This window comes from Ruegeria sp. R13_0, from assembly GCF_017743995.1.
In the GTDB taxonomy this organism is placed as follows: domain Bacteria; phylum Pseudomonadota; class Alphaproteobacteria; order Rhodobacterales; family Rhodobacteraceae; genus Ruegeria.
Genome location: NZ_JAGHRB010000003.1, coordinates 192556 through 205338 on the forward strand (window position 1 = coordinate 192556; position 12783 = coordinate 205338).

Below are 12783 nucleotides of genomic sequence, written 5' to 3' on the forward strand. Positions count from 1 at the left end.
GCGGTAGAAACACAGGGTTTGAAGAAATTTGAATGCCTGCTTCCAAAGTTCTGAATCTGTTGTCTCGCAACCGCAGAGAAGGTCTGCTTCCCGCCGTTCGTGCCGTATTTCAGCCCCCTACCCGTCCCGATTCAGCTTTAACCAATATCGCGTGTATCGGAGTTCACCCGTTCGGCTCAGGGCGCCCTTCTCGACCAGATCCTGGAGATCGCGCGTCGCCGTGGCGCGGGACGTTCCCGTGATCGAGATATAGTTCTCGGCGCTCAACCCTCCTTTGAATCCATCTGGCCCAGCCTTGAACAACCGGGCGATGACCTTAGTTTGGCGGACGTTGAATTGATCACGATGCCGGTCATAGAAATGCGTCTTGGATATGAAGAACCCAACCCGCTCAAGAGTCACCTGCTGCGCTGTAAGGACGGTCTCGGCAAACCAGATAAGCCACGGTGTCACGTCTAGCGTCTTTTGATGGCGTTCGAGCTGATCGTAGTAAGCCTTCCGCTCTCGCTCAATCGTGAAAGCGAGTGCAATCAGACTTGGCTGACCAATGTTTTGTGCCAGGGACTTTTCGGCCAGCGCCCTACCCAACCGGCCATTGCCGTCCTCAAAGGGGTGAATGCTCTCGAAATACAGATGGCTCAAACCGGCCCGGATCAGTGCGCGTAGTGGTTCGGAACCATCCGCTGCGGTCCGGTTGAACCAGGTTACGAACTGGTCCATTTCAGCAGGAACCTGACGCGAAGGTGGCGCTTCGAAATGCACCGTTGGGCGGTCGAGCCTGCCTGAGACGATTTGCATAGCATCCTCATGGCTCCGGTATGCTCCAATCTTTTCCAGATTCTTATCATGGGACAGAAGCATGTCATGCCACCGAAACAGTGTGTCGTGCGACAGTGGTTCCGAATAGTTGGAATAAACATCCACCATCATTCCAGAAACGCCCTGTTCGCGCGGTTTGGATGGATAGCTGTCTGGAGCCAATCCAAGATGCCGACGCAAGGAAGATTGCACGCTGAGACGATCCAGCATCTCACCTTCGATTGCGCTGGTCTTCATCGCTTCTTCGCTTAGAAGGTCGATACGCAATTGATCTCGATCCGATGTGTTCACATGATGAACCGCTCCAAGAACTTCCCCTGAGGACAACAGGAACTGTTGCTCGTATGGTTCGAGTCTTGCGGCATCGTAACGAAAAGTTGGCCAATTAGAGTTCTGCCAGTTCCACATCGTGAGGTATAAGCCTCCCTTCTATAGCTCACTATTTATGGTTTTGTGATTTATAGAGGTCAATCCTATTCCTCATTTTTTTTCAAACCTTCAATCCGATCATCGATTGGACGTGTAATCTGAAAACGGTAAATCTCATCCTGTTTCCCCAAATTTACGTAGCATTGGAGGTCCGCGATAGCATTGCTTTTGGGGACAGCTTTCCCTTCTCGATCTTAGCCAGCAATGAAATCAGGTAAGCCCCTGGAGACTGTATGTTCTCAGTACGTTGAAAAATGTATCCGAGAACGATGAAACGAATAGCCGGGCCAAACGTTGACTTCATTGCATACCAAGTTTGGCCAAGCCGAAGAGACTCGGCGATATTATCCATGAGCTGATCGCAATGGACGTGATCTTTTGCAAAGCGCAGTTCTGAGCACAGCCTGGGAAAACTGCGCTCCATTTGATCTGGGGAAACCTGAATCTGAGAGAATTTTTCTTTCTTAACTTTCGGATTCAAAGAGTCCTCTTTGTGCCCCTCAATTTCAGTGTCATTGGCCCTCAAATTTTCTGTATCTGTCTGCGTTATCTCGGAGATTTCCACAGAGATTTCTGCCAGCAGCTTGCTGAGTACATTCGCATCTGGTTTGCGACGCAGAGCATTGCGTACGGTGGTCATCAAATCAGAGATCGCGGTGTCATTTGCTACGAGTTCTCTAAGGCGCGCCAGAGCGGCGGAAACCTTGTCACGGAGTACAGTGAACTCCAGAACTCGATCAGCATGCCTCTGGGCTTCCTGGATGAACTCAGGGTGCCGTTCAGACAAAGGCATCAAGGAGAGCCCTGTTGCGGTGACCACCCTGCCCTGTCGATCCCGGCGCGCCCATCGCTTGCCGTTTGCGCTCATGACGCGGCGGATAAGTCCAAGCTCAACCAGCGTCGAGATATGACGCTCAACTGTCTGCACGCTGACATGAGTTCGCTTGGCGATCGCCGCGTTGGAAGCGAAGCAGATGTGATGATCATCTTGGTCCGCAGCAATCTGATCACCGCCCACAAAGGAAATCATCGCTCTCAGGACATTGAGAGTTGTGGATTTCAACCCAAGAGGTTCTCTGGCCTCTTCAACGGCGCGAAGAAGTATCCACTTTTTGGGCGTACTACTCCCCTGCCCTGCCGTTCCGGACAAGGTTGCTCCACTTGGAGCCAATACTGCTACTGTTTTCATGACTTTCTATCGGCAGACAAAAATTACCCGTTCGCTCAGGAGCGTTTTTTTCTTGTGTGGCGATTCGGGTGCTGCTAGATTCTAGGTGTCTAATCTAAGAATTGCGCTTTGCGCAGCAGCCCTCGAAGCTCCGGTTTCGGGGGTTTTGTTTGTTTGCCTTCCTCCTTTCTGCTCGTCCTCAGTCCTTTTTTTCGGTGTTTACAGCTGTAAACTCAGCGTGTGAGCGCTTGATGATTTCAGCCATGTTTTTGTCCAACCAGCAGGCGAAGCCAGCGTTAGCTCCGGTCCTTTTGACCGAAACAGTTAGTGATCCGTTGGTGGATTTGATTGTAACGCCTTCAATTGGGCTTACTTCGGCTGCACCTTCTCTGTGTCGTGCACCACGTTTGGCAGCTGCTTTTAGGAGCATTTCCAGCCGATCATCTGACGACATCGATGGCTCAATGGTTGCAAGCAGGTTGGCCGCTTCATCTTCCGCCAGCTTGCCTGCAACGAAGTGTTCTGCAAGCACGGTCCATTTTGGGCGGCCAGATTTTGGGGCTGCACCGATCATGTCACCAATCTTTGCAGGAACATGTTGCGTAACTTTTGTAAGGTGAGACAGCCCTGATTTCGAAAGGTTCAATACTTGCCGCACCGTTGCAGAGTCATGCCCGGAAGTCAGGATCGCCTCGGCGAAACGTGCTTTCTCGTAGAAGGAAAGATTGCGCCTCGCAGCATTCTCAAGCCCCTTGGCGAGAAGCGCTGAAGCATCGTCGATATCCTGAACATTGGCGCGGACTTTAATACCGAGTTCACGACAAGCTTTGAGCCTCCTCCTCCCATAAATAGCCTCGTATCGGCCGTCGGATTTCGATTTTCTGACAAGAATGGGTACTTGTTGGCCACCGTCTTGGATACTCGACATCAAGCTTTCAAAGCTATCGTCTTCTTCGTCAGTGTTTACAGCTGTAAACTCACCAAGCCTATCGGCTGGGCCCCAATCGTCGATCAGAGCAGGGTCAATTTCCCTGATTGCGGCAAGAGAGCCCTGAAGCGCACCAAGTGCAGGGGCATTGGGTTTTGGGGCTTTATCGATGGCCTTGGGGCTAGAGCGCGCGATGGTGTTTGCGATCCCAGACATCTCCTGAAGCGATTTTCTAGCCATTAGCTGCGTCCCCATGCTTGATGGATCATTTGTTCTACCTCAGAGCCGATCGCATCCATTGAGTTCTTTGCCCGATCATAAGTTGCGCGTGTCATTTCCGACCGCACGACCTCGTAAATTGATTGTTTGAGCATTGTGGCGTCACTGATTGCGGTGCTTTTGAGGGCAGTAGCTGACATAACGCGATCCTGAAACAGTGCTCGCATGAACGAAGCCAGTTGTTGAGACGGTACGTCTGTCGGCTCATCGCGCGTTATCAGGAATTTGAAGTTGTCGTATTCGAGCGTAGCGCCGGCATCTTCAATGACTGCCATGTAAGCACCAGCGAGTTCGAGAAATTGAGCCGTCGAAGACACGTCCAGCATCGAAGGTGTCAGTGGCACAAGCAATGAATTGGCGGCGGCCATCCCGGCTATTGTCAAGAATCCAAGTTGAGGTGGGCTATCAATCAGAACAAGGTCAAAATCGCCTTCTACCTGGGCCAAGGCATTCCGTATTCTCGTAAAGAACGGATGGTCCGGGTTGGAGTGAACGGCAGATTCTGTCTCAAATTCGGAAAGAACAAGCCGTGACGGAGCCACAGAGAGACCGGTGAAGTATGTCGGAAGCACGACGTCTGCCATATCTACCGGATCTTCATATCGAATAGCATCGTAAATCGTCAGCCCGTCAAACTCTATTTCCGGGCTGATGCCGCACATGGATGTAAGTGAGCCTTGAGGATCCAGATCAACAGCCAGTACACGGTAACCGCGAAGCGCAAAATAGTGAGCCAAGTGAATTGTTGTGGTGCTCTTGCTGCTGCCGCCTTTGAAGTTCATCAATTGCCAGACTTGGAGCTTTTCTCCTTCAGTCCGGCGAGGGACATAGCGACCTTTTTTGCGTGAGGTTTTCTCAAGCGTTTCGCGAGCCTCCCAAAGTTCTTGGGCAGTATAGTAACGCCTACCGCTGCGTACGTCATGCGGCTCAGGAATAGTTCCCTCTACGTGAACTTTGCGCATGAATTGACCTGAGACTCCTAAGAGTTCAGCAGCTTCTGGCGCTGCAAAATTTCGCAGTGATTTGGTGTTGTCGGGGGCAAATGCAGCAAGTAGATGTTCTCGGATAGCCGAGTTTAATCTCTCAGATATTTCCGTGGCGAGTGCCGATGGTTTTTCTGCCACAAGTGGTGTCACGGGAATCATGTAGTTGCCTCAAATTAAAGAATGTGGTCATTTTTGCGCCACTTGAGACAAACAGCCGTGATTCATTGCGCTAAGTCAAGGATTTTCGCCTATATTGTAGGTTTTCCAACACGGAGGACTACATACGCTTTGCATGAGAGCAGGGTGGTTTACAGTTGTAAACCTTGTTGAGCGTGATCAAGGGTTTGACCTGAGCCCCTGAATCTCCTCCAGATTTGTGTAGAGTCCGGCCAACAAAAGGACGGACAAATGAAGCCGAGATTCACCGACGAACAGATCATTTCGATGATCAAGGAACAAGAAGCTGGCGAGAAGACAGCGGACGTGTGCAGGCGCTATGGGATCAGCCAGGGCACCTTTTACAAGTACAAGTCGAAGTATGGCGGCATGGAGCCGTCGGATGCCAAGAAGCTGCGGGCGCTGGAAGCGGAGAACGCCAGGCTGAAGAAGCTTCTGGCCGAACAGATGCTCGACAATGCGATGCTGCGCGACGTGAACGCAAAAAAGTGGTAACGCCCGGCGCCAAGCGCAGAGCGGTGGCGCATCTGATGGAGGTGCATCAGGTGAGCCAGCGCCGGGCGTGCTCTGCCTTGAATGTGGATCGGTCGATGGTTCGGTATCAATCCCGGTGCGCCGATGACGCTGATCTGCGCGACGCGATCAAACGGGTTTCCAGAGAACGCCGCCGGTTCGGTTATCGCCGCATCCACGTCATGGTCGAACGGGAGGGCCATAGGGTGAACCACAAGAAACTGAGGCGCATCTATCGCGAGGAAAAGCTGCAGGTGCGCCGCAGGGGCGGCCGGAAGCGTGCTCTGGGTACCAGAAGGCCGATGGTGCTGCCGGATGGTCCGAACCAGCGTTGGAGCCTTGATTTCGTGTCGGATGCCTTCACCGATGGTCGCCGGTTCCGTATTCTCGCCGTTGTGGACGATTTCACCCGCGAGAACCTGGCGCTGATCGCAGACACATCCCTGTCTGGCCTGCGTGTCACGCGGGAGCTGGGCAGGATCATCGCAGAGCGCGGAACGCCCGGCACCATAGTCTCTGACAACGGCACCGAGTTCACCAGTATGGCCATCCTGAGGTGGGTTCAGGAAACCGGGATCGACTGGCACTACATCGCGCCGGGCAAGCCGACCCAGAACGCATTCATCGAAAGCTTCAACGGAAAGCTGCGCGATGAATGCCTCAATGAAACGCTCTTCAGCTCATTGGCCGAGGCCAGAGACACGCTGGAAACATGGCAGGAGGATTACAACACCCACAGACCACATTCGGCGTTGGGCAATCTCACACCGATGGAATTTGCAGAGAAAATGACAATGGACAAACTGGCCGCGTAAGGCCATCAAACAAACTCCAAGGACTCTCCGTCAGATGGAGGAAACTTGGGGCTCAGGTCAGGTTCTTTCAGTCGATGAAGTTTTAACGGAGGCATGCGAAGGCATTCCAATAAAACTCCTCCAAAAGCTCCGCTTTGAGTAGAGCACTTCTAGCATGTAATTGGAGTGAAGGCCGAACGGTTTGTGGCGCACATCGCGCAATTGGAAAGGGCAGGAAGCTAATTGATCTGATTGGTCAAATTTTCCCGCCAACGAATTCGTTACCGAGTTTTTCGCGATATCGGCGTCGCAATAGTACTTTTGCGCCAGTACGGGAGGACGATGCAGTGAAGAGGGCATGGCGGCCTGGGTCAGATACCCCGAGCGCAGCCCGTGCGGAGAGGCAAAACCCGCGGACACTCCGGCTAGAGTCAGCCGTTGGCCGATCGCCCAAGAAATAGCATGCACGGAGAGGTGGGGTTTAGAGTATTGTGTTCCTTTAAGTTACGACGGAGCAGGGAACTGTCTTCAATCTAGTGAAGCTGTGCTTGCACGGCGCGGCTATTGGCGCAGTCGCTACTGTAGTTGGATTCATAAGGGATCGCAGACACGATCCGTGTGTTCACGCCCCTTTGGCGTCTATAAAACCAGCTTGCTCGAATTAGCGATTATGGGTTCCCAAATCGTTGAATCGACAGTCTTGTTGGCATATATTGCCAAGGAGGAGGCTTATGCCATGGTAACGCGCAATGTGGTTCTTACAGAATCTCAGGATCAACTGGTACAGAATCTGGTTGCTTCCGGTCGCTATCAGAACGCCAGTGAAGCGTTGCGCGCCGGCCTTCGGCTTCTGGAGCGGGAAGAAGCGGGCCTAGTGTCTCTCAAACAAGGCCTGCAGGAGGGTTTGGCCCAGGCTCAGGCTGGAGATCTGGCAGAAGGTAGCGGTCCGGATGCGATCCGTCGTGCCTTTGCAAGGGCACGAGCCAAGGCGTGACCAGACCCTTTCGACTAACACGCCGCGCTGAAGCTAGCCTGGTGGAGATTGCCCGATGGACCATCGACAAGTTTGGACAGCATCAAGCCGATCTTTATGAACAAGAACTGATAGCGCGCTGTCAGGCCATCACGGAGGGCACGGCGGCCAGCCGAAGCTGTTCCATATTGGTCGAGGACGCGGTTGATCTCAGATATGTAAGGGCAGGGGAGCACTTTCTGGTCTACCTGGACCAGCCGGATAGCGTGATCATAATCGATATCCTGCATTCCCGCTGTGATCTGCCGCGACATGTTTCCGCGCTGGCCACGTTGACAGACGCAGCTGAAAACAAGACGTAGGCGTTGCGGTCAGAGCATCCCTCAGGAAGGGGTTTCTAAAAACAATCAGTAAGTGCTCACCCCAACAGGTCTGCGGCCGGGTTCTCTGCAATATCGACATCGTCGTAATATTTCTGTGCCTGGGCCATGGAGCGGTGCAGCGAGAGGCGCATGGCAGCCTGGATCGGGGCGCCGTCGAGCGCGGCTTGGGTTAGGAAGCCGGAGCGCAGACCGTGCGGCGAGGCGAAGTCCTCCGGCAACCCTGCCAACCGGAGGCGATGTTTGACGATCTGATAGATAGCGTCTGGCGAAAGCCGACGTTTCAGCACACGATCCGCTTTTGAGACTGGTCTGAACAGTGGCCCGGTCTTAATCTGTCCAACCTCGATCCAATGCACCAGCGCCTGGGCTGCGCGGCTCTTCAGAACCAGCCGCGGCGTTTCACCTTTGGTTGTCGTTTTGGTTTCCAGCAGGGAAATCCAAACTAGGCTTTTCTGGTCGAATTCCTTCAGCGAGACGTCGTCAAACATCAACCCGGTGATCTCCGAGCGCCGTCGACCACCAGAAGCCCAGCCCAGCATCAGGATTGCGCGGTCGCGGCAATCCCGGCGTGAACCGCGGCAGGTGGCCAGCAGTTGTTCCAGCACATCCCGGGTAATCGGGTGTTGCGATTTCGGGGCAGGCGGTCGGGCTGCAGCCCGGCGCGCCTTGGACCGGGCCTGTTTGACCTGCGGGGCGTCAAAGGGTGAGGCGAGGTTCTTCATTCGATGAAAGGCCAGCCAGGAGGCGATGCGCCGGTCCAGCGTTGACGGGGCAGGGCAGGCGAGGGACTTGCGCAGCCCCTGAGCAATCAGCGCCTCTGCCACCTGTCGCGCTCGGTCTTCAGGCGGCGCGTCGTTGAGATCCCGGGCGTGATCGAGAACGAAGGCCAGCGCTGTCGCTTCCGCTTCCGGCCAGCGCAGCGCCAGATCGAACCGGGCGGCTTTCCAGGCGGTGACATAAAGCAGATCCCGTTCATATGCCCGCAATGTGTTTTCCGGTGTGCCGCGCACATAAAGATCAGTGAGCGCCTCCTGATCTGTTTCCGAAAGGGCAGGGGCGGCGGCGGGGAGGTATGGGGCAGAGGGCTTCATGTACCCATTCTGCGTCAATTTGGGTCAGATTTCAAATATCATGATAAGGGATACTTATCGTATGTAACTTAAAACTGATAACGCAACAAAAGTACCGAGCAAAAGTAACAGATTTTGCGCGTAAAGTAGGTAGAGGGCTTGCGGAATAATAAAATCGGAGGTTCTGTCGCAGGTCTGTAAACCAATTGACATCGACATTGCGCTGGAACCGTTGGCAAACTAAATGAAATGAACAGATATTTTGCCACTGAATTGCCTTTCTGGAAGTTTGCCAGAAACACGCTGATCGTCAGTTGCCTTGCGTTGTTTCCGCTGTTGGCCATCTTCGTTTTGCGCACGCCGGGCTTTGCGACGCACCTCCTGAACAGTGGTCCCGCGTTTGTTCGGTTTTTGCGTCAGGTGGTGACGAATGGGTTGCCGGTCGTTTTCCTTTTAAATTATCTCAGCTTTTTTCTTTTCGCCGTTGGGGTAAGGGCGCGGGGCAGGGGGGCCATCCCGGCCCGGTATCTGCTAATTGACCTGCTGCTACGGGCCGTCCTGTTCATCGCGCTGCACGCGCTGATCTACGCGCTTTCGGCAGACTGGTTCGGGTCTTTCGGCGGTGATCCCGTAGTGGCGTTGCGGGTAGTCGGTCCGACGCTGGTACGCTCCGCCTACTTCGAGAACATCTCAGGCGTTTACCTGTACGCCACGCTGGTCGGAGCGCTGCCGCTATACCTATCCGTCGTTCAGAGCCAGATCGCCCACGGTACTGGATTTGCAGCCCAACTGGCACGTCGCGTACCTGGGCGCGGCGGACCTGTGATATTGGCCCTGCTACTGATGGCGGTGTCAGTGGTCGTTCTGACCACCGCGGCGGCGCTGATTGTCCGTTTACAGTCGGTTTGGGGCTGAAGGGTCAGAACGCCCTGCGTATCGCGAAGGAGACTGCGTAATCGCGTTCAAGCTGGGGCCCATCCAGATCTTGATACACAGGGATCACGCCCTCGATACCCAGGCGCGTGCCCGCCAAAACGCCCGACCCCGGCACAAGGTAATTCACTCCGATTCCGATACTCAGAAACTGGCCGCCGCGCAGGGTCGGATCAGCGGTGGGCACCATGCCTGGGTTCAGGCGCGCATCCGACCCGTCAATGTTTTCCACGATGTCGCCGACCACCCGCAACGAGGAGCTGAACTGGTCATTCCAGCGCCGTGCACCCCAAACTGTTGCTGAATAGACGTCACCCAAGGTGTAACCGGCATCATTCTCACCCATCCGGATCATGGCGGCCAGCTGGGCGCCCCAAGACCAATCCGCGTTCTGGCCCGTATAGGTGACGCCCGGCAGCAGGTCGTAGGTGCCTGAACCCAGTTGCATGGGGTAGGGCAGCAGCTGGTCCGGCCCAGCTGGCGTGGTGTCGGTCTCGTCTATCGAGCCAGTCGGCAGACTGAGGCCAAGAGATAGTTCCAGCACCTGCCCGTCGGATTTGTAGATATCATATCCGCCGATGATCTTCAGATCGCCAAACCCCTGTGCCCTGGTCTCAAAGGTCTGGCCCATGCGGGTCTGGTGCTTCATCGTCTTGCGGGTATAGGGCAGCATCGCCATCACCGAGATCTCGTCGGTCACACCGTACATCAGGCCGACCATCGCCATGTTCATGCTCATGCTGAGCGGCGCGATCGGATACTGCGACAGAACGTTCGAGGTAGACAGCGACTGCGTTCCGGTACGATTTCCGTCCATCTCCATGTTCATGTAAGAGAACACAGGCATCAAAACACCCTCGGGTGGATGCATACCGCCAACGACACCCGTTGGCGGCACCGCGTCGGGGCGCATCATCCTGGACATGCTTCCCATACCTGACATGTTGCTGGAGGCTTGCGGGTTCATCGCCACGTTGTCAGCCGGACGGGTTTCCGGTTGGGCCATGGCAGTTGACCCAAGGCTCAGCCCCCCAGCCAGTATTACAGCCTGGAGGCGTTGCCAGACGCACGTAATCTTGCTGTTGCTCCGTGTCATGATGCCCTCGTGTTCGTTTGTTTCCTGAGTCCCTGCCCTGAAAACAAAGTGTTCGGTACGTCCATCGGTGAAGTCGAAATGGTGGGGGTCTCCAGCGCTGGAAGGTCAAGGCCGCCGGCCAGATTTGCGCTCGTCAAGCATGCATCAGCCGAAGGGGGTGCGGCAATAATGCGCTTGACCCTCCAGCGCTGGATTGTCGGACAAGGCCGCAAAACCGGAAATCCGGAGGGATTGGAATGATACCGGAAATCGGGCAGTTCGCCCTGGCGCTTGCCCTGGCCGTGTCCTTGGTGCAAAGCGTATTTCCCTTGATTGGAGCAGCACGGAACAATGTCATGTGGATGCGATCGGCATCTGCGACCTCGGTCCTGCTGACAGCGCTGGTTGCTATCGCCTTCGCCGCTCTGATGTGGTCCTTCGTGGTCAGCGATTTCACTGTGCTAAATGTGGCCAGCAATTCTCATTCGCTGAAACCGATGCTTTTCAAGGTGGCTGCGACCTGGGGTAGCCACGAAGGGTCGCTGCTGTTGTGGATTCTGATATTGGTGATTTTCGGGCTGGGTGTGTCTCTGTTGGCTTGGAACATCCCACTGAAACTCAAGGCGCGCACTCTGGCAGTGCAGGCCTGGATCAGCGCGGGGTTCCTGTCATTCATGCTGTTCACCTCGAACCCGTTTGACCGGGTGTTTCCGGCACCGCTGGATGGTCAGGATTTAAATCCGCTGTTGCAGGATGTCGGCCTGGCTATGCACCCGCCGTTCCTATACCTGGGTTACGTCGGCTTCTCTATCGTATTTTCTTTCGCCGTGGCTGCCCTGATTGAGGGGCGGGTCGATCCGGCATGGGCGCGGTGGGTCCGACCCTGGACATTGGCGGCCTGGGTGTTTCTGACACTTGGTATCGTTCTGGGCAGCTGGTGGGCCTATTACGAACTGGGTTGGGGCGGCTGGTGGTTCTGGGATCCGGTCGAGAATGTCTCGTTTATGCCCTGGCTTGCTGGCACAGCGCTGTTCCATTCGGCCATTGTGACCGAAAAGCGCGGCAGCTTCAAAAGTTGGACGATCCTACTGGCCGTTTTGACCTTCTCGTTGTCCTTGTTGGGGACATTCATTGTCCGCTCAGGCTTGCTTACATCGGTCCATGCGTTTTCGGTCGATCCCGAACGCGGCATTTACATCTTGGCGCTGTTGGCTGTCGCGATCGGTGGTTCATTGACGCTGTTTGCCATACGCGCACCGGAGATGGAGGGCGGCGGTCTTTTTGCCCCGATCAGCCGCGAGGCCGGTTTGCTTATTAACAACCTGCTGCTGGCCACCGCAACGGCGACGGTTCTATTCGGTACGCTTTATCCGCTTTTGCTTGAGGCTGTGACAGGTGAAAAGATTTCGGTTGGACCACCTTATTACAACGCCAGTTTCGTGCCGATCATGCTGGTTTTAGTCGTTGTAATGGGGATTGGGCCGCTGTTGTCATGGAAGCGGGCGGATTTGCGCGGTGTTCTGTCCCGGCTCAAATGGGTGGCCGGGGTTAGCCTGCTCGTAGCGTTGCTTGTGTGGTATCTGGATACCGGCGGCCCAGCCTTGGCGGTAGTGTCGATCGGCCTTGCGGTTTGGTTGCTGGGCGCTGTGCTGACAGAGTGGGCCAGCCGAATTAAGCTGGGTGAGGCACCGTTGGCCGAGTCCCAGCGTCGGGCCCGCAGCCTACCGCGTTCTCATTACGGCATGGTCGTGGCCCATGCGGGGTTGGCTGTCTGTATGATCGGCTTTATCGGGTCCAGCGCTTGGAAATCCGAGGTCGTGACTTTTGCCGAGCCCGGAACACAGATTGAGATAGCAGGGTTCGACGTGCGTTTTGACGGTGTGGAACAGCTTCGCGGTCCGAACTATCTGTCTCGCGCGGCCACACTGACGGTATTTCGCGATGGCGCTTATGTCACCACGCTTCAACCCGAGCGCAGGGCCTATCTCGTGGCGGGTACCAGTACGACCGAGTCGGCAATTCGAACGACGTTGGCAGGGGACCTTTACGCCTCGATATCGGAACCGGCGGCGGAATCAGAACAGAGCAAATGGACCCTGCGTATCTTGTATGAGCCATTGGTGGTCTGGATCTGGATAGGTTCAGGATTGTTAGCATTTGGTGGTGTCTTGTCACTCTCCGATCGGCGTCTACGCGTCGGTGCACCACGAAAGCGGACTGGGCAGAGCTCCGTTCCGGTGGCGGCGGAGTAGGGCA

Annotated in this window: 11 protein-coding genes; 5 read left to right on the forward strand and 6 right to left on the reverse strand. The window is 55.2% G+C overall.

Translation table 11 applies throughout. From position 1 onward, the window contains the following. Positions 1–117 precede the first annotated feature (117 nt). The 4 genes from J7394_RS05300 to repA form a co-directional block, all read right to left on the reverse strand. Positions 118–1227, reverse strand: a complete 1110-nt coding sequence (locus tag J7394_RS05300) for a Fic family protein (protein ID WP_209251467.1) — start codon at positions 1225–1227, stop codon at positions 118–120. A 154-nt stretch (positions 1228–1381) separates the two neighbouring features. Next, positions 1382–2437 carry a helix-turn-helix domain-containing protein gene (locus tag J7394_RS05305; RefSeq protein WP_209251469.1) on the reverse strand — a complete coding sequence of 352 codons (1056 nt, stop codon included), beginning with the start codon at positions 2435–2437 and terminating at the stop codon, positions 1382–1384. A 178-nt stretch (positions 2438–2615) separates the two neighbouring features. Next, on the reverse strand, positions 2616–3584 hold the full coding sequence (gene repB, locus J7394_RS05310) for a plasmid partitioning protein RepB (RefSeq protein ID WP_209251471.1): 969 nt from the start codon (positions 3582–3584) through the stop codon (positions 2616–2618). Further along, on the reverse strand, positions 3584–4768 hold the full coding sequence (repA, locus tag J7394_RS05315) for a plasmid partitioning protein RepA (RefSeq protein WP_209251473.1): 1185 nt from the start codon (positions 4766–4768) through the stop codon (positions 3584–3586). The genes repB and repA overlap by 1 nt, the downstream gene beginning before the upstream one ends. 249 nt (positions 4769–5017) lie before the next feature. Here repA and J7394_RS05320 point away from each other — a divergent pair. From J7394_RS05320 to J7394_RS05330, 3 genes are all read left to right on the forward strand, one after another. Continuing rightward, a protein-coding gene (locus tag J7394_RS05320) for an IS3 family transposase (protein ID WP_209251475.1) occupies positions 5018–6114 on the forward strand; the annotation gives its coding sequence in 2 pieces (ribosomal slippage) (positions 5018–5264 and positions 5264–6114; 1098 coding nt in all). A 715-nt stretch (positions 6115–6829) separates the two neighbouring features. Beyond that, on the forward strand, positions 6830–7087 hold the full coding sequence (locus tag J7394_RS05325; RefSeq protein ID WP_209251624.1) for a type II toxin-antitoxin system ParD family antitoxin: 258 nt from the start codon (positions 6830–6832) through the stop codon (positions 7085–7087). Continuing rightward, a complete protein-coding gene (locus tag J7394_RS05330; protein WP_209251477.1) occupies positions 7084–7428 on the forward strand; it encodes a type II toxin-antitoxin system RelE/ParE family toxin in 345 nt (114 codons plus the stop codon). Before J7394_RS05325 ends, J7394_RS05330 begins: the two co-directional genes overlap by 4 nt. A 56-nt stretch (positions 7429–7484) precedes the next feature. Here the strand turns inward: J7394_RS05330 and J7394_RS05335 are convergent, their stop codons facing one another. Then, positions 7485–8540: a tyrosine-type recombinase/integrase gene (locus J7394_RS05335; RefSeq protein WP_209251479.1), complete on the reverse strand. Its 1056-nt coding sequence runs from the start codon at positions 8538–8540 to the stop codon at positions 7485–7487. Positions 8541–8768: 228 nt separating this feature from the next. On the opposite strand from J7394_RS05335, the gene J7394_RS05340 reads away from it, so the two are divergent. Next, entirely contained in the window at positions 8769–9434 is a 666-nt protein-coding gene (locus J7394_RS05340; protein WP_170481383.1) for a hypothetical protein, read from the forward strand. 4 nt (positions 9435–9438) lie between these two features. Here the strand turns inward: J7394_RS05340 and J7394_RS05345 are convergent, their stop codons facing one another. Continuing rightward, a complete protein-coding gene (locus tag J7394_RS05345) occupies positions 9439–10458 on the reverse strand; it encodes a transporter (RefSeq protein WP_170634738.1) in 1020 nt (339 codons plus the stop codon). Positions 10459–10784: 326 nt separating this feature from the next. Here J7394_RS05345 and J7394_RS05350 point away from each other — a divergent pair, with 326 nt between their 5' ends. Further along, the gene (locus J7394_RS05350) at positions 10785–12779 is read left to right on the forward strand and encodes a heme lyase CcmF/NrfE family subunit (protein WP_170634736.1); all 1995 of its coding nucleotides are present in this window, start codon (positions 10785–10787) and stop codon (positions 12777–12779) included. Positions 12780–12783: the final 4 nt, after the last annotated feature.

What these genes read in the sequence shown, in the direction of transcription:
- J7394_RS05300 (WP_209251467.1), bottom strand. Translation starts at nt 1,227, where the DNA reads ATGTGGAACTGGCAGAACTCTAATTGGCCAACTTTTCGTTACGATGCC.
- J7394_RS05305 (WP_209251469.1), bottom strand. Translation starts at nt 2,437, where the DNA reads ATGAAAACAGTAGCAGTATTGGCTCCAAGTGGAGCAACCTTGTCCGGA.
- repB (WP_209251471.1), bottom strand. Translation starts at nt 3,584, where the DNA reads ATGGCTAGAAAATCGCTTCAGGAGATGTCTGGGATCGCAAACACCATC.
- repA (WP_209251473.1), bottom strand. Translation starts at nt 4,768, where the DNA reads ATGATTCCCGTGACACCACTTGTGGCAGAAAAACCATCGGCACTCGCC.
- J7394_RS05325 (WP_209251624.1), top strand. Translation starts at nt 6,830, where the DNA reads ATGGTAACGCGCAATGTGGTTCTTACAGAATCTCAGGATCAACTGGTA.
- J7394_RS05335 (WP_209251479.1), bottom strand. Translation starts at nt 8,540, where the DNA reads ATGAAGCCCTCTGCCCCATACCTCCCCGCCGCCGCCCCTGCCCTTTCG.
- J7394_RS05340 (WP_170481383.1), top strand. Translation starts at nt 8,769, where the DNA reads ATGAACAGATATTTTGCCACTGAATTGCCTTTCTGGAAGTTTGCCAGA.
- J7394_RS05345 (WP_170634738.1), bottom strand. Translation starts at nt 10,458, where the DNA reads ATGGCCCAACCGGAAACCCGTCCGGCTGACAACGTGGCGATGAACCCG.
- J7394_RS05350 (WP_170634736.1), top strand. Translation starts at nt 10,785, where the DNA reads ATGATACCGGAAATCGGGCAGTTCGCCCTGGCGCTTGCCCTGGCCGTG.